This window comes from Streptomyces sp. T028 (assembly GCF_048159505.1).
Taxonomy (GTDB): domain Bacteria; phylum Actinomycetota; class Actinomycetes; order Streptomycetales; family Streptomycetaceae; genus Streptomyces.
On sequence record NZ_JBLRVZ010000031.1, the window covers coordinates 216,690 to 233,351 of the forward strand.

The 16,662-nt window shown below is 73.4% G+C and carries 14 protein-coding genes; 6 read left to right on the forward strand and 8 right to left on the reverse strand.

All coding sequences use genetic code 11. The features are described from left to right. Positions 1-8: 8 nt before the first annotated feature. From moeZ to ACLZN2_RS29815, 7 genes are all read right to left on the reverse strand, one after another. Entirely contained in the window at positions 9-1,187 is a 1,179-nt protein-coding gene (gene moeZ, locus ACLZN2_RS29785) for an adenylyltransferase/sulfurtransferase MoeZ (protein ID WP_416982405.1), read from the reverse strand. Positions 1,188-1,250: 63 nt separating this feature from the next. Beyond that, entirely contained in the window at positions 1,251-2,009 is a 759-nt protein-coding gene (locus tag ACLZN2_RS29790) for a spherulation-specific family 4 protein (RefSeq protein ID WP_416982406.1), read from the reverse strand. Next, positions 1,997-2,959 carry an NAD-dependent epimerase/dehydratase family protein gene (locus tag ACLZN2_RS29795; protein ID WP_416982407.1) on the reverse strand — a complete coding sequence of 321 codons (963 nt, stop codon included), beginning with the start codon at positions 2,957-2,959 and terminating at the stop codon, positions 1,997-1,999. The genes ACLZN2_RS29790 and ACLZN2_RS29795 overlap by 13 nt, the downstream gene beginning before the upstream one ends. Before the next feature lie 306 nt (positions 2,960-3,265). After that, on the reverse strand, positions 3,266-4,417 hold the full coding sequence (locus ACLZN2_RS29800) for a hypothetical protein (protein ID WP_416982409.1): 1,152 nt from the start codon (positions 4,415-4,417) through the stop codon (positions 3,266-3,268). Further along, positions 4,414-6,516: a DUF3492 domain-containing protein gene (locus ACLZN2_RS29805; RefSeq protein ID WP_416982410.1), complete on the reverse strand. Its 2,103-nt coding sequence runs from the start codon at positions 6,514-6,516 to the stop codon at positions 4,414-4,416. The genes ACLZN2_RS29800 and ACLZN2_RS29805 overlap by 4 nt, the downstream gene beginning before the upstream one ends. A 205-nt stretch (positions 6,517-6,721) precedes the next feature. Then, positions 6,722-8,098, reverse strand: a complete 1,377-nt coding sequence (locus ACLZN2_RS29810) for a DUF3152 domain-containing protein (protein WP_416982412.1) — start codon at positions 8,096-8,098, stop codon at positions 6,722-6,724. Between the two features lie 7 nt (positions 8,099-8,105). Continuing rightward, positions 8,106-9,077: an alpha/beta fold hydrolase gene (locus ACLZN2_RS29815; protein WP_416982413.1), complete on the reverse strand. Its 972-nt coding sequence runs from the start codon at positions 9,075-9,077 to the stop codon at positions 8,106-8,108. A 199-nt stretch (positions 9,078-9,276) separates the two neighbouring features. Between ACLZN2_RS29815 and ACLZN2_RS29820 the strand changes: the two genes are divergently transcribed. From ACLZN2_RS29820 to ACLZN2_RS29835, 4 genes are all read left to right on the forward strand, one after another. Continuing rightward, positions 9,277-9,498 (forward strand): hypothetical protein, encoded by a 222-nt coding sequence (locus ACLZN2_RS29820; protein ID WP_416982414.1) that lies wholly within the window; start codon positions 9,277-9,279, stop codon positions 9,496-9,498. 255 nt (positions 9,499-9,753) lie between these two features. After that, positions 9,754-10,395, forward strand: a complete 642-nt coding sequence (locus ACLZN2_RS29825) for a TetR/AcrR family transcriptional regulator (protein WP_416982416.1) — start codon at positions 9,754-9,756, stop codon at positions 10,393-10,395. Positions 10,396-10,542: 147 nt separating this feature from the next. Beyond that, positions 10,543-10,770 carry a DUF3107 domain-containing protein gene (locus ACLZN2_RS29830; RefSeq protein WP_067248221.1) on the forward strand — a complete coding sequence of 76 codons (228 nt, stop codon included), beginning with the start codon at positions 10,543-10,545 and terminating at the stop codon, positions 10,768-10,770. 193 nt (positions 10,771-10,963) lie between these two features. After that, a complete protein-coding gene (locus ACLZN2_RS29835; RefSeq protein WP_416982417.1) occupies positions 10,964-11,233 on the forward strand; it encodes a hypothetical protein in 270 nt (89 codons plus the stop codon). A gap of 80 nt (positions 11,234-11,313) precedes the next feature. Here the strand turns inward: ACLZN2_RS29835 and ACLZN2_RS29840 are convergent, their stop codons facing one another. Further along, complete coding sequence (locus ACLZN2_RS29840; protein ID WP_416982438.1) at positions 11,314-12,090, reverse strand: ferritin-like fold-containing protein; 777 nt, start codon at positions 12,088-12,090, stop codon at positions 11,314-11,316. A gap of 594 nt (positions 12,091-12,684) precedes the next feature. Here ACLZN2_RS29840 and ACLZN2_RS29845 point away from each other — a divergent pair. Both ACLZN2_RS29845 and ACLZN2_RS29850 read left to right on the forward strand, forming a co-directional pair. Then, a complete protein-coding gene (locus ACLZN2_RS29845; protein ID WP_416982418.1) occupies positions 12,685-15,588 on the forward strand; it encodes a DEAD/DEAH box helicase in 2,904 nt (967 codons plus the stop codon). A 127-nt stretch (positions 15,589-15,715) separates the two neighbouring features. After that, positions 15,716-16,603, forward strand: coding sequence for an alpha/beta fold hydrolase (locus tag ACLZN2_RS29850; protein WP_416982420.1), 888 nt, complete (start codon positions 15,716-15,718; stop codon positions 16,601-16,603). The last annotated feature ends 59 nt before the right edge of the window (positions 16,604-16,662 follow it).

A 16,662-nucleotide genomic window follows, 5' to 3' on the forward strand; every position in this document is an offset into this window, starting at 1 on the left:
GCGTGGGGTCAGTAGACCGGCTTGCTCGGCTCGATCTGGTTGACCCAGCCGATGACACCGCCGCCGACGTGGACGGCGTCCGCGAAGCCCGCGGACTTCAGCACGGCGAGCACCTCCGCACTGCGGACACCCGTCTTGCAGTGCAAGACGATCTTCTTGTCCTGCGGCAGCCCCTCGAGGGCGGTGCCCAGGAGGAACTCGTTCTTCGGGATCAGCCTGGCGCCCGGGATGGAGACGATCTCGTACTCGTTCGGCTCGCGGACGTCGATGATCTCGATGCTCTCGCCGTCGTCGATCCACTCCTTGAGCTGCTTGGGAGTGATCGTCGAGCCGGCGGCCGCCTGCTGGGCCTCCTCGGAGACGACGCCGCAGAATGCCTCGTAGTCGATGAGCTCGGTGACGGTCGGGTTCTCGCCGCAGACCGCGCAGTTCGGGTCCTTGCGGACCTTGACCTGGCGGTACTGCATCTCCAGGGCGTCGTAGATCATGAGGCGGCCGACCAGGGGCTCACCGGTGCCGGTGAGGACCTTGATCGCCTCGGTGACCTGGATGGAGCCGATCGACGCGCACAGCACGCCGAGGACGCCGCCCTCGGCGCAGGAGGGGACCATGCCCGGCGGCGGGGGCTCCGGGTACAGGCAGCGGTAGCAGGGGCCGTACTCGGACCAGAACACGGAGGCCTGGCCGTCGAAGCGGTAGATCGAGCCCCACACGTACGGCTTGTTCAGCAGCACGCACGCGTCGTTGACGAGGTAGCGGGTCGCGAAGTTGTCCGTGCCGTCGACGATCAGGTCGTACTGGCTGAAGATGTCCATCACGTTCTCGGCCTCGAGCCGTTCCTCGTGAAGGATCACGTTCACGTACGGGTTGATGCCGAGGACGGAGTCTCGCGCGGACTCGGCCTTGGAGCGGCCGATGTCGGCCTGGCTGTGGATGATCTGGCGCTGCAGGTTCGACTCGTCGACCTCGTCGAACTCCACGATGCCGAGCGTGCCGACACCCGCGGCGGCCAGGTACATCAGCGCCGGCGAGCCCAGGCCGCCGGCACCCACACAGAGCACCTTGGCGTTCTTCAGCCGCTTCTGCCCGTCCATCCCGACGTCGGGGATGATCAGGTGGCGGGAGTACCGGCGAACCTCGTCTACGGTGAGCTCAGAGGCTGGCTCGACCAGGGGTGGCAGCGACACGGGGACTCCGTTGGTCGGTCGATCACTACAGTTGTTCTCCGTGTAACAGTGCCATGGCCTTCTTCATTCCGAGACACCCGTTCCGATCCGCGAGACGATTTCGTCCCAGTAGCCGGGCATGGTCTCCCAGGGGTCGTCCAGGCCGCCGCGGTCGCCCCGGTCGGTGAACCAGATCGTGGCCGCGCCCTGCCAGCGGGCGATGCGCAGCGCCTCGTCGAGGTGGCCGCGGGGCAGGCCGTGCACCAAGTGGCAGAACCGCTCGGGCGGATGGTCCGCGGTCCACTCGGCCACCTGCGACCAGCGGTAGTCGGTCCAGGGGCCGGAGAAGGTGACCAGTTGGTCGGCGTGGTCGGCGTAGCCGGGGTGCGGGTGGATTCCGTGGCCGAGGACGATGTGGGGTGCGTCACGGAGGCCGCGGAGGGCGTCGACCGTGCGGCGGACCTCGGGGAGTTCGGTGCCCCCGGCCGGGCAGCGGTCCAGGAGGAAGCCGTCGACCTGATACCAGTCGAGGTGCCGCCGCGCGTCGGAAAGCACCCCGGCCAGGGCGCGGGCGCCGTGGGCGAGGTCGAGGTGGCCGAGGACACGGACGCCCGCGTTGCGCAGGCCGCCGGTGGCCTGGAGGCAGTGCGGGTCGGGGCGGACGCCGGGGCCGTCGGCGATGTTCAGGACGACCCAGTGCAGGGCCGCGCCCGTGCGGGCGAGACCGCCCCACTCGGCCGGTGCGAGCAGGGGGTGGGCCATGCCGGGCACGCCGAAGCCCATGCGCAGGTCGGTGGTCCCGGTGCTCGCGGTGCCCGTCGGCGTGCCCGTCAGATACGACATGCCGCCTCCATCCAGATGTCGGCGAGGGACTCCTCCAGATTGATCCGGGGCCGCCAGCCGAGCCGGTCGCGGGCGGTGCGCACATCGGCCTGCTGCCAGCTGCCGCAGCCGTCCGGGTACGGGTACGCGACCGGCACCGCGTGGTCGGAGTCGCCGCGCGGGTGTCCGATGGCCGGCCTCAGGTGGGTGCCGGGCGGGCCGTCGAGTTCGTGGAGGGCGCCGCCGTATCCGGCCACGCGCGCGAGGATCGAGGCGGCGTCGCGCAGCCGGACGGCGCGGCCGGAGCCGATGTTGATGACACCCTGCGCGGCGGAGAGAGAGGCGGCGTGCACGGCGCGGGCGACGTCGCGGACGTCGACGAAATCGCGCTGGGCGCCGAGTCCGCCGAGTTTGAGCTCGCCGTCGCCGGACTGCATGGCGCGGCGCATGGCCTCCGCGAGGCGCCCCAGCGGGGATCCCGCCGGGGTGCCGGGGCCGGCCGGGGAGAACACCCGCAGGACGACGGCGTCCAGGCCGGAGCCGAGGACGAGTTCGGTGGCGGCGAGTTTGCTGACGCCGTACGGGCCGCCGGGGCGGGGGACGGCGTCCTCCGCGGTGGAGGAGCCGGGCTGGCTCGGGCCGTACTCGGCGCCGCAGCCGATCTGCACGAGTCGGGCGCCGCAGCCGCTGCGACGCAGGGCCTCGCAGACGGTGGCGACGGCGACGGTGTTGTGGCGGGTGAGTTCGCGGGCCCCGCCGCGGGTGGCGCCGGCGCAGTTGACGACGACCTGGGGGTGGACCGCGTCGAGGAAGCGGGTGAGCGCGCCGGGGCTGCCGGACGCGAGGTCGAAGCGGACGTCGGCGTCGTCGCCGCGGCCGAGCGCGGTGAGCTGGACGGCCGGGTCGGCGAGCAGGCGGTCGGCGACGAAGCGGCCGAGGTAGCCGTTGGCTCCGATCAGCAGGACCCTCATCGTGCGGCTCCCTCGGTGTGCGCTGCGGCTGCTCCTGTGACCGCGGGGGCTCCTGCGACCGCGGGTGCCCCGGTGGCTCCGGTCGCTCCGGATCGGGAGGTGGTCATCTGGTCTCTCCTTCGAGGGTGTTGCGGTTGCCTGCGGCTGGATGGAGGAGCGCGTGCGTCGTGCGGTCCGCGCACGGTGGGGGTGGCGCTGCGCGTGGTGGTCGGGGGTCTGCGGACGGCCACTGCCCGCGCGCCCGCCCGTACGGCCGGCGTGAGCGCCTCGGCGCCACTGGGGCCGGGGTGCGGGAGGCGGGGCGGGTCAGCACGGGCGGGCCGTTCGTGCGTGGGCCGAGGCCCTGGTGAGGGTGCGGGTGGCATGGACGAACAGGGGCAGGGCGGCGGCTCCGCAGAGCAGGGCCGGGAGGCTCGCCGGGCCCCAGGCGGTGAGGAGGGTCTCGACGGGAACGGACAGGAAGCCGCAGCCGGGCAGACGGCCCGCGAAGACCGTGGCCAGGGCGAGGGCTTCGGCGGTGCCGGTGGCGCCGAGGACGATCGCCGGGACATGGGAGAAGCCGTGCACCGTGAGGAGGCGGGCGAGGAAGAGGAGGGCGCCCAGGGTGAGGACGGGGGCGTACGCGGGCTGCTCGTCCAGGGCCGCGGCGCAGAGGGCGGTCAGTGCGCCGAGGGCGGACAGGAACAGGGTGAACACGCCGAGCAGCAGCGGCTGTACGGATGCCGTGAACTCCTCCAGGCCGCGGCTGGCGTCGAGTCGGCGGCGGGCTCGGGCGGAGAGGAGGTGGGCGCACAGGGCTGCGGGTGCGCAGGCCAGGGTGAGGGTGAGCAGGGGCGCGGGCGCGACGGGCCAGGGGCCGTCCGGCGCCCCGGTGGGCGGTCCGTCGGGGCCGCCTGCCACGGCGGCCCGCAGCAGGCCGTCGCCGAGGGTCGCATAAGCGAGGAGCCAGCAGGTCCAGAGGGTGGTCCCAAAGCGGCCGGGGCGGGTGCCGACGCGTGGGCCGAGCGGGCCCTTGCCGAGGGTCTGGCGCAGGGCGAGGGTCACCGCGAGGACGCCGACGGCGGCCACGAGGAGGCGGGGCCGCCCCTCGGTGAGGCGCAGTCCGGTCAGCGCCGCGGCGCTGAGGGCACCCGGCAGCAGGGTGAGCAGGGCCCGGCCCGGGCGGGGGCGCGGGAGGGCGGTGGGCGCCGGGCGCGCGGGGGTGTCGTCGCCGCGCGGGACCCGGGCGTACATCTCCTCGGCCAGGGAGAAGACGTCCCGGTGCCGGAAGCGGGCCGCGGTGCGGTCGGTGACGCCGTGGGCCTCCAGGCCCGCCGCGATCTCCAGCGGGTCGACGGCCCGTTCGCACAACTCCCGGTGACGGTGCATCAGCGCCTTCACGGGATCGCCGGCGCCCCGGCGCGGGGCGGCCGGCTTCTCCGGGGCTCCGGACCTGTCCAGTTCGCCGAGGTCACTCATCGCGCCCCCTCGGTCAGGGGAACGGCGCCAACGGGTCCCCGGACGGCCGCCCCTGGCCCCGATGGCCCACGCCGCGCCGACACACCGGGCACAGGCGCGCCCGGCACCGCAGCACCCGACTCCGGTGCGCCCGGCCCGGCAACAGCCAAAAGCGGCATGCCCCGCACCGCGGCACCCGGCACCAAAGCACCCAGCCCGGACCCACCCGACGCAAGCGCACCCGACACCGAAGCCCCCGGCACCGATGCACCCGACACAAGCCCACCCGACACCGAAGCACCCGAATCCGGTGCACCCGGCCCGGCAACAGCCGAGAGCGGCATGCCCCGCACGGCCGTACCCGGCGTCGAAGCCTCGGGCGCACTGGGCAGCGGTCCGCTCCTCCCGGACGCATCCGGCGTCGATCCGCCTCGTGCCGAAGCCCCCCGTACCGGCGGTCCCGCCGTCCAGCCCGGGCCTCGGCGGGCCGTGACGCGGGCGCCGAGGCCGGTCCAGCGGCCGGGCAGCCGGGCCTCGGCGGGGACGGCGAACGGGCGGGGGTCACCGGCCTCGTCGAGGACGATCCCGCGGGCCGGGCACTGGGAGACGATCTCGAGGTAGATGCCGTGGTAGGCCTCGACGTTCTGCTCGACGGTGAAGAGCTCCAGCGCGCGGGCGCGGGCGGCCGCGCCCAGGCGTGCACGGCGCTCGGGATCGCGCAGCAAGGCCCCGCACGCCTCCGCGAGCGCCCGTGGGTTGCGCGGCGGGACGACGAGTCCGGTGCCGCCGATGACCTCGACGACCGCGCCGACGTCCGTGGACACGGTCGCCCGGCCGCAGAACATCGCCTCGACGAGCCCGACCGGGAACCCCTCGACGACGCTGGAGAGGACGACGACGGCTCCGGCCGCGTACGTCTCGGCGAGGCTCGGCGCCTCCGGGTCGCCGAGTTCCTCGAAGGACACCGGGTTCTCGCCGACGGAGTGCGGCCCCTCGGCCTCGTCGGGGAAGAGCTGGGCGGCCAGCGTCCTGCAGTGCCCGAGGTATGCCTGACCCTCGGGACCGGCCGGTGCGCCGACGATCCGCAGGCGGGCCCTCGGCTCCTCCCTGCGGACCTGGGCGAAGGCGTGCAGCAGGGACACCAGGTCCTTCGTCGGCTCCACCCGGCCGACCCAGACCAGGGTGTGCGGATCGGCGGCGTCCGGGGCGTCGCCCACCTCCGCGAAGGGCGTGGCGTCCATGCCCGGGTGGACCGTGCGCACCTTGGCACGGTCGGCGCCGCAGCGTTCCTGCCAGCGGCGGGCGTGCGCGTTGCCGGGCGTGAGGCGGGCCGCCTGCCGGTAGACCTCGGCGGCCAGCAGGCCGTGGAAGGCGGCGAGCAGGGCGCGCACGGCGGGCGCGCCCTCGTCGGCGGGCGCACCGGGCGCCCCCGAGCTCAGGTAGTGCGTCCGCAGCCGCACGCCGTACTCCGTCACGAGCAGCGGTACGTCGAAGAAGTGCCGCGCGAGCAGCCCGGGCAGGGCGGCCGGGCCGCCGGACGCGGCATGGCACAGGTCCACCGAGCCGAGCGCGCCCCCGTCGCGGCCGTCGGGCCCGTACCAGTCGAGGGAAAGGGGGCGCAGGGCGCGTTCCAGTTGCCCGGCGACGGTCAGCAGCTCGGGTACGCGCGCCTCGCGCGCCGTGCGCAGCGTGCCTGGCGCACGGCAGGCGCGCTCCAGGGCGCGTACGGCGCCCTCCGAGCGGAGCGCTCCCACCAGCCCGCCCTGGTCACGGGCGAGTTCCGCGAGGCCGTAGAGCGCGGCGGCGAAACGGTCCGCCTGCGAGGCGGACCTGTCACACAGGGCGGCGACCAGTTCGTCGTAGCACTCGGTGAAGTGCCGGCGCGCGCGCCGCCCGTACACGACCCCGTCCTCCTCCGCGGTCCACAGCGGCGCCGTTCGCACCCGCCTGACCTGCGATGGAAGCGGGACGCAGCCAGATTCCTCCTGGTGCGGTCCGCTGCTGAGCGCGTAGATGTCGAACTCGTGCTGCCCGAGCCCGCGCACGAGCCGGTCGCACCAGAGTCCGGCGTCACCGCTCACAAACGGATAGCCACCTTCCGTCAGCAGTCCGATGCGCACGCACGCACCCCCGATCTCCCCTCTGGGGAGCCGCCGTTGGACCGGCGGCTCGCAGCGGTGAAGAACGTATGCGGACAAGGCGGTGGCGCGACGGACGGTTGTCCATCGCGCCACCAAAAGGGGTGAACGGTCGTAACTTTCCCGTGCGGGTCGCGTTCGGTCGCGCTAGGAGATCACTCGGACGCGACGGCTTACGGGCCGTTTGTCAACTCTTGGGATACGGCCAGGGGTTGGGCAGACAGTGGATCCCGTTGTGGTCCAGGAACTTCGTCTGCTGCTGCATGACGGGGGCGAGTTCACCGTCCTTCTGGCAGTTCACATGGTGGTGGCCGAGCCGGTGGCCGACCTCATGGTTGATCAGCATCTGCCGGTACTCATGGATCTCGTCGCCGTATGTACTCGATCCCTGGGCCCACCTGTACGCGTTGATCATGATGCGCTCGGTGGAGGCCGAGTCGCAGGAGACGTTGTCCACGGTGGTGTCCAGGTTGGATTTGGCGCACCAGAAGGCGGTGGTGCCGGGGCTGGCGAGCGTGATGACGAAGTCGGGTTCGCCCGAGTGGATCCGTTCGAAGGTGCGCGCGCCGTTGTGCGCCCAGCTGCGGTCGTCGTTCAGCGTCTTCTGCACGGCCTGCGCGAAGAGCTCGCCATCGAGACCGAGCCCCTGCTCCACGTCCACCCGGTAGGTGACCTTCTGCCCCTTGCCCGGCGCCTTGTCGATGCCGGGGATCGCGTCGAACTTCCCGGACCCCTTGAGCTTGGCGTCGAGCTGGTACGTGGTGTCCATCTTCTGCTCGTACGTCAGCGTCACGGGGGTCGGGGACGGGGACGAGGACACGGACGGGCTCGGCGCGGCGGACTCCAGGGCCCCGCCCGCGGCCTTGCCCGCGGCCGACTGCGACTGGACGCGGTCGTCGTCGCGCCCGTCGGTCACCTGCCCGGCCACCACGACGGCCAGCACGGTCGTGACCGCCGCGGCGGCGATACCCGTGAAGGCCCGCCCCTTGGCGCCCTTGCCGTCCGCAGGCACGCCCGTGGGCGGCGCGCCGTCGTCCGCGTCGACACCGGCCGGGGCACCCGCACGCCCGCCGGCCTCCCGGTCGCCCGGGGAGAGGTACGGGTCGTCCGGATACGGGCCGTCGGCATACGGGCCGGACGCGCGCGTGGGCGCTAACGGCCGTCCCGCGCGCGTGACGGCGCCGGCGCCCTCGGCCGATTCGAAGGCGTCGAGGTACTCCTGACGGGGACCCGGCCGCGGGCCCTGCGGAGGCACGGGCCGCTGACGCGGTATCAACGGCTGCCCCACCGCTCCCGCCTGACGGCCTCTCAGGTCACCCCAGCCGCCCCCGGCCTCCCGCTGCTCGGGGTGTCCACCGCGGACCTGCGGGACGCCGCGCGCGGGCGTGCCGTCGGGGTACCGGGGCACCCCGTGGGAAGGCGTGCCGTCGGGAAGCACCCCGGACGCGCCCGAACCGGACGCAGCGGACGCACCGGACGCACCGGACGAGCCCCCGGAAGAGGCACGGGAAGAGTTCTTGGGTGCGCTCTTGGGCGCGGGCCCACGGCGACTGTGGCGTCCCACGTGTGTCTCAGCCCCCCGGTTTCGCGTCGGCGTTCTCGGCGAGCAGCTCCCGGAACGCCGTGGCGACCGTCTCGGGGTACTCCATCATCGCCACGTGCCCGGCGTCCGGCAGCGTGAGCAGACGGGAGTCGCGGAAGGCACGGGCGGCGCGCTGGGCCATGCGGAAGCCGACGAGCTGGTCGCGGCCGCCGTAGATCAGCAGGGCGGGTGCGAGGACGCGCTCGGCCTGGCGCCACAGCCCGTGCTGGCCGCCCAGGGTGTAGGCGCTGAGCAGCCCGCGCGTGGAGCGGGTCAGCGCGTCCCAGAAGTACGGCAGCTGCAGCCGCCGGTCCAGCTCCTCCACCGCGTGCCGGAACGCCTCCGGGGAGACGCGGCCCGGATCGCCGTAGCAGAGCGCGAGCACGCCTCTGACGCGCTGCTCGGCCGTCCACTCACGGGTGAGCCGGCTGAAGAGGGCGGTCACGCCGGGCAGGCCGGCGAGTCCGGTGGGGATCGCGGTGCGCTGCACGCGCAGCTCGGGCAGGGCGGGCGAGACCAGGGTCAGGGTGCGGACGAGGTCGGGGCGCACCGCCGCGACGCGCGTGGACACCGCGCCGCCGAGGGAGTTGCCGAAGAGGTGCACGGGGCCGCGGCCGGACGCGTCGAGGTAGCGGATCACGGCACGCGCGTGTGCCGTGATGGAGTAGTTGCCGTCGTCCGGCGGCGGGGAGTCGCCGAAGCCGGGCAGGTCGACGGCCTCGCTCGCCACGGCCCCGTCGAGCAGGGCCATCAGCGCGGACCAGTTCTGTGAGGAACCGCCGAGGCCGTGCACGTACAGAGCGGGTTCGAGTCCCTTGCGCGCGGGGGGTCTGGACCGGACGGTCAGGGTGACGCCCGGCAGACCGACCGCCCGCAGCCGCTCGCCCTCCGCGACCCTGACGGAGGCCACCTTCGGCAGCACACTGGTGGGCGGCACGGACGGCAGCTCGGTCGAAGACATGCGGGCAATGTTACGAGACGATCACGTGCGACCATGTGTGTTCGGCGTCACAAGGGTGAGGCGGGGCGGTCACCGGTACCGGCGCGATTCGGGGGCACATCGCATAGCGTCCGAAACGGGTGTCTCCTAGGCTCGTACTGAGGGCACCCGCTTGTGGCCCCCGTGTGTTCCGGGGGCGTTCGTTGGAAGGGAGCCCACCATGGCCGTTGACCCCACCGACCCCGAGACGTTCGTGGAAGAGGACGACGACTTCGGGGAGATCGACGTCGAGGCGCCGGAGAACGCCGCCGCCGAGCAGTACGCGGACGTCGCCCCGGAGCGCGACGACCCCCTGGAGGGCGTGGACCCCGCCCGGGCGAACGAGGCGGATCTCGTCGAACAGGCGCGCGTCGTCTCACTGGACGAGGACGACTACCGCTGAGACGGCTACCACCGAGACGACCTGAGGCGACCTGAGACGACCACCGCCGAGACGACCACCGCTGACGTGACGGCTCCATCCTGAACAGCAGTGGGGCGGCATTCTGCCCGGACTGCACCGCTTCAAAACCTTCTGTACCGCTTTTGTGATCGTCCGGTCCGTGAAATTCTGCGCTCGCACCGCGCGCCACCGGGTTACCGAAAAGTACGATGGCGGCGCGGCGCACACCGCATGAGGACGACTTTGGGAGGCGGCGTGACAGCCATCGAGCAGACAGAGGCGGCACGCCCGCGAGGCACGCGCCTGCCGCGCCGTGCCCGACGGAATCAGCTGCTGGGCGCTGCCCAGGAGGTCTTCGTGGCGCAGGGCTACCACGCGGCCGCCATGGACGACATCGCCGAGCGGGCCGGTGTCAGCAAGCCGGTGCTCTACCAGCACTTCCCGGGCAAGCTCGACCTCTACCTCGCCCTGCTGGACCAGCACTGCGAGTCGCTGATCCAGGCGGTGCGGGGCGCGCTCGCGTCGACGACCGACAACAAGCAGCGCGTCCGCGCGACGATGGACGCCTATTTCGCGTACGTCGAGGACGACGGCGGGGCCTTCCGCCTGGTCTTCGAGTCGGACCTGACGAACGAGCCCGCGGTGCGCGAGCGCGTCGACAAGGTCACCACCGAGTGCGCCGAGGCGATCTGCGACGTCATCGCCGAGGACACGGGCCTCGCGCGCGCGGAGTCGATGCTGCTGGCCTCCGGTCTGGGCGGTCTGGCCCAGGTCGTCGCCCGCTCCTGGCTGCACAGCGACCGCAGTGTCCCGCGCGACCAGGCGGTGCAGCTGCTGGCCTCGCTGGCATGGCGGGGCATCGCCGGTTTCCCGCTGCACGGCACCGATCAGCACTGAGCCGCAGCGTGTCTCGTCCGTTTGTTCCCGCCCGCTGTTCGCTCCTGGCGTGGACGGCCGCGCCGTGTACGTCCCCTCACCGGGCTAATGTGTGCAGCGTACGGCGCGGACGCCCGCGCACCCCATGACCGTCGGAGGGACATAGCCGTGGAGGTCAAGATCGGCGTGCAGCACGCGCCCCGCGAGATCGTTCTGGAGAGCGGTCAGACTCCCGAGGAAGTCGAGCGCGTGGTGGCCGACGCACTGGCCGGCAAGTCGCAGCTGCTCAGCCTCGTGGACCAGCACGGCCGCAAGGTCCTGGTTCCGGCCGACCGCCTGGCCTACGTCGAGCTGGGCGAACCGGCCCCGCGCAAGGTGGGCTTCGGCGCGCTGTAAGGCACACGCGATACGAGAAGGGGCCCGGCGGTCGTCCTGACCGCCGGGCCCCTTCTCATGTCGGCGCCCCAACGGGGCACACACGTTCACGGACGACTCACAAGTGGTCCCCGCAGGAGGATTGCATTCCGCAGGTCACGGGTAGGACGGGCTACGACCTTGGTGCACGGCCCGCCGCCCGGGAGGGACCCACATGATCTTGGAAGCGCTCGGCTCCGCTGTGCTCGGTCTCGCGCTCGCGTGGGTGGCGCTCCAGCGCCTGTCCCACCGTCTGCCGGTCCGCGCCCTCGTCCTCGCGACGGGCATCGCCGGAGCCCTGTTCGGTGACTTCGTCACCCACAGCGCGCTGGGCCCCGGCACCCTGCTCCCGAGCCTGATCGGCGCGGCGGTCGTCTCCGCCGCCTCGGTCTCCCTGCTGCTCCGCCCGGCCGGCCGGCTCCGCCGCCGCTCGGCCCCCGCGTAGCGGTCCCGGCTCACCCGTGTAGCTGACGACCCCGGCACAACCGCCCCGGCCCAGCGGGCCGTGGCCGGCCCGAACGGGTCTCAGGCCGCGAGTCCCAGCGCCGCCATCCGCTTGGTGTGGGCCTCGGTGATGCGGGAGAACATGCGGCCGACCTCCGCGAGGTCGAATCCGTCCGCGACGCCGCCCACGAGCATCGTCGACAGCGCGTCCCGGTCGGCGACCACCCGCTGGGACTGCGACAGGGCCTCGCCCATCAGCCGCCGCGCCCACAGCGCGAGCCGTCCGCCCACGCGCGGGTCGGCGTCGATCGCCGCGCGGACCCGGTCCACGGCGAATCCGGCGTGACCGGTGTCGTCTAGGACGGCGAGCACCAGGGCGCGGGTGTCGCTGTCCAGACGGACCGCGACCTCACGGTAGAAGTCGCTGGCGATCGAGTCGCCGACGTACGCCTTGACCAGGCCCTCCAGCCAGTCCGAGGGCGCCGTCTGCCGGTGGAAGCCGTCGAGCGCGGCGACGAACGGCTCCATGGCCGCGGTGGGCTCCTCGCCGATCTCCGTGAGCCGGTCGCGCAGCCGCTCGAAGTGGTGGAACTCGGCCGAGGCCATCTTCGCCAGCTCCGCCTTGTCCTCCAGCGTGGGCGCCAGCTTTGCGTCCTCCGCGAGCCGCTCGAACGCGGCCAGCTCGCCGTACGCGAGGGCTCCGAGCAGGTCCACGACCGCGGCCCGGTACTGCGGATCGGCGGAGGCCTGCGCCCAGTCCTGGGCGGCGATCCCCGTGACGGCTTCGGCGGACTCGGTGGGCTCGGCAGGCTCGTCGGACGCGTTGTCAGGCTTGTCAGAGGTGGTCATGCAGCGCACAATAGCCCGCTCACCGCAGGGCGGAAGTCCCTGGTCAATCAGTGTGACCGCGGAGACGCAGCCGACCACGTCCGACGGTGTGACAACCACAACGTGACCGAATCGGCCATCGCATGTGCACGATTCCGGGGTATGGTGGTAATGCGCCTGCCGAATATTCGACGGGCCGCACGTATGAGGATGCCCGGTCGGTGGCCCGATCGGCTCCGACCCGATAGCCCTCCCCGGCCGTACGGCACATTGCGTACGACGACCGGAGGGAACCCTCCAGCGGTACGAGCGCTGGGCCTGTCCGGCGGATGAGGCCGGAGGCGATCCACGGTGACCGATCATCGTGGTCTCCGGCATGATCCGCCGGACAGGCCTGTGAGCGTCGGCAGAGGTCCCGTGCCATACGGCTTGCCGCATGCGGTTTGCCCGTAAGGCAGCCGACGTCCCCGGCACGGTCCGTCAAAGACCCCCGCGCTCGCCTCGCACCGCATACACAGAAGAGGCAGCACCCTGACTACGACGTTCCGAGAGCTCGGAATCCTTCCCGAGACCGCCGAGGCCCTGGAGGCCGTCGGCATCATCACCCCCTTCCCCATCCAGGAGATGACGCTCCCCGTGGCCCTGTCGGGCACGGACGTCATCGGCCAGGCCAAGACCGGCACCGGCAAGACGCTCGGCTTCGGGCTCCCGCTCCTCGAGCGCGTGACCGTCCCTGCCGACGTCGAGGCCGGCCGCGCCAGGCCCGAGGACCTCACCGACGCCCCGCAGGCGCTCGTCGTCGTCCCCACGCGCGAGCTGTGCACCCAGGTCACCAACGACCTCCTGACCGCCGGCAAGGTGCGCAACGTGCGCGTGACGGCGATCTATGGCGGCCGGGCCTACGAGCCCCAGGTCGAGGCCCTCAAGAAGGGTGTCGACGTCGTCGTCGGCACCCCGGGCCGGCTGCTCGACCTCGCGGGCCAGAAGAAGCTCAACCTCCAGCACATCAAGTCCCTCGTCCTCGACGAGGCCGACGAGATGCTCGACCTGGGCTTCCTGCCCGACGTCGAGAAGATCATCAACCTGCTGCCGGCGCGCCGTCAGACCATGCTGTTCTCGGCGACCATGCCGGGCGCGGTCATCGGTCTCGCCCGCCGCTACATGTCGCAGCCCACGCACATCCGCGCCACCGCGCCGGACGACGAGGGCGTGACCGTCGCGAACATCTCGCAGCACGTGTACCGCGCGCACAACATGGACAAGCCGGAGATGGTCGCGCGCATACTGCAGGCCGACGGCCGGGGCCTGGCCATGGTCTTCTGCCGTACGAAGCGCACCGCCGCCGATCTCGCCGACCAGCTCAAGCAGCGCGGCTTCGCCTCCGGCGCGGTCCACGGCGACCTCGGCCAGGGCGCCCGCGAGCAGGCGCTGCGCGCCTTCCGCAACGGCAAGGTGGACGTCCTCGTCTGCACCGACGTCGCCGCGCGCGGCATCGACGTCGAGGGCGTCACCCACGTCATCAACTACCAGTCCCCCGAGGACGAGAAGACATACCTGCACCGCATCGGCCGTACGGGCCGCGCGGGCGCGTCGGGTACGGCGATCACGCTCGTCGACTGGGACGACATCCCCCGCTGGCAGCTGATCAACAAAGCGTTGGAGCTTTCGTTCAACGATCCGCCGGAGACGTACTCGACCTCCCCGCACCTCTTCGAGGAGCTGAACATCCCGGCGGGCACCAAGGGTGTCCTGCCGCGCTCCGAGCGCACGCGCGCGGGGCTGGACGCGGAGGAGCTGGAGGACCTGGGCGAGCCGGGCGGCCGCGGTGCACGTGGCGGCCGTGGTGGCCGGGGCGAGCGCGGCGGCCGGGGCGACTCCCGTTCCGACGGCCGTCCCGACCGTTCCGAGCGCGAGCGTCCGGCCCGTACGCCGCGCCGCCGACGCCGTACACGCGGCGGAGCCGTGCTCGACGGAACGCCGGAGGTCTCGACGGCGGAGCAGACGCCGGTGGCCGAGGAGGCCGCCGCGTCCCGCACGCCGCGCCGCCGACGCCGTACACGCGCCGGAGCGGCCGCCGAGGCGGCTGCCGTGACCACGGTGACGCCCGCGGCCCCCGAGGCCGCGGAGGCGGCCCTGACGACCGCGGAGGGCCCGTCCCTGGACGCCCCCGAGGCTCCGCTCAGCACCGAGGCCGCGGCCAAGCCGCGCCGCCGCCGCACCCGCAGGTCCGCGGAGACGGCGGTGACGGCACCGGCCGCCGAGACCGCCCCGGAGCTGACGTCGGCTCAGACCCCGGCCGCCGAAACGGCCGTGGACACGGCCGAGGGCACGGAAGCGGCCCTCGAGGTCACCGCCAAGCCGCGCCGCCGCACCCGCAAGGCGACGACGGCGGTTCCGGCCGCCGAGACCGCCGTGGAGACGGTCCAGCCGGTGGAGCCAGCCCCGGAGGCCGCCGAGGCCAAGCCGCGCCGCACCCGCAAGACGGCCGCCGCCGCTCCGGCCGAGGCCGCCGTGGACACCGCCGAGGCGGTCGAGACGAAGCCCCGCCGCACGCGCAAGGCCACGGCCACGGTTGCGGCCGAGGCCGCCGTCGACACCGCCGAGGCAGTCGAGGCGAAGCCCCGCCGCACCCGCAAGACCGCCGCCGCGACCGCTGAGGCGGCCGTGGACACGGCGGAGGGCACCGAGGCCAAGCCGCGCCGCGCCCGCAAGACGGCCGCCGCCGCTCCGGCCGAGGCCGCGGTGGAGACGGTCCAGGCCGTCGAGGCCACGGAGACGGCCCCGGAGGCCGCCGCCAAGCCGCGCCGCACGCGCAAGACGGCCGCCGCGGCGGAAACCGCGGTCGACACGGCCGAGGCCGCCGAGGCCAAGCCCCGGCGCCGGACCACCCGCAAGGCCGCCGAGGCCCCGGAGACGGTCACCACGGCCGGCATCCCGGCCCAGGCCACGGCTCAGGAGCCGGAGGCGAAGCCGCGCCGGACGCGCAAGACCGCCGCCGCGACCGCTGAGGCGGCCGTGGACACGGCGGAGGGCACCGAGGCCAAGCCGCGCCGCACCCGCAAGGCCACGGTTGCGGCCGAGGCCGCCGTCGACACCGCCGAGGCGGTCGAGGCGAAGCCCCGCCGCACGCGCAAGACCGCGGCCACGGCGGAAACCGCCGTCGACACGGCCGAGGGCACGGAGGCCAGGCCGCGCCGCACCCGCAAGACCGCCGCCGCACCGGCCGAAGCCGCCGAGGTCAAGCCCCGTCGGACGCGGAAGACGGCCGCCGCGGCGGAAACCGCGGTCGACACGGCCGAAGCCGCCGAGGCCAGGCCACGCCGCACCCGCAAGACCGCGGCGACGACGGTGACCGCCGAGATCCCGGCCCAGGCCACGGCTCAGGAGGCGGAGGCCAAGCCGCGCCGCACCCGCAAGACCGCGGCCACAGCACAAACCGCGGAAACCGCGGTCGACACGGCCGAGGCGAAGCCGAGGGTGCGCCGCACCCGCAAGGCCACGGCCGCAGCGGAACCCACGGACAGCTGACGTACCGGCTGCACGGCCCGAGGGCCCGGCTCCTCCCCGTTCGGAGGAGCCGGGCCCTCGGTGTTCCGGTCCGCCTTCGGCGACGGCCCCGCGTTCCGCCGTGTGCCCCTCCGGGTAGCCTCGGCACGTGACCAGGCCGATCGACTCCTCGACCCCGTTCCCTCCGCCTCCCGGCGCCCGTGCGTACGCCCTGCGGACCGCGCGCGGTGACTTCGCCGTCGTCGACTCGCCGGTGGCCGCCGGCGTCGAGGAGCGGGGCGTGGCGCTGCTGCTGCCCGGGTTCACCGGCAGCAAGGAGGACTTCCACCACCTGCACCGTCCCCTCGCGGCGCGCGGCTACCGGATGATCGCCGTGGACGGACGCGGGCAGAACGAGTCGGACGGGCCTGCCGACGACGAATCCCCGTACGCCCGGGAGGAGTTGGCCCAGGATGTGCTCGCGCAGGCGGAGGCGCTCGGCACGCCCCTGCATCTCGTGGGGCACTCCCTGGGCGGCCAGATCGCCCGGGCGGCGGTCCTGCTCGACCGCTCCCCCTTCGTGTCCTTCACCCTGATGTCCTCCGGCCCGGCCGAGATCTCGGAGTCGCAGAAGGTACGCGTGAAGCTGCTGCACGACGCGCTCGCCGTGATGGCGATGCCCGAGGTGTGGGAGGCGATCCTGGCGATGGGTCCGCCGGAGGAGGTCGGCGGTCCGGCACGTGGCTTCGGGCATCCGGAGCAGCTGCGGCTGCGCTGGCTGAACCACAAGCCCGCCCAGCTGCTCGCCACGGGCCGTCAGCTGTGCGCGGAGCCGAACCGCGTCGCCGAACTGGCCGCCGTACCGCTGCCGTTCCATGTGCTGTCGGGTGCGCGCGACGACACCTGGCCGCTTCCCCTCCTGGACGAGATGGCCGTACGGCTGCGGGCCGACCGGACCGTCGTCCCGGAGGCCGAGCACTCACCGAACCTGGACCAGCCCCTGCCGACGGCCCACGCCCTCGCCGACTTCTGGGACAGGCATCCCCGAATGGGCTAGGGCGTGTTTCGAAAGTAGCGTCGTCCGCCCGTAGGGCGGGCCCGGCGGCGTCTGGTGCG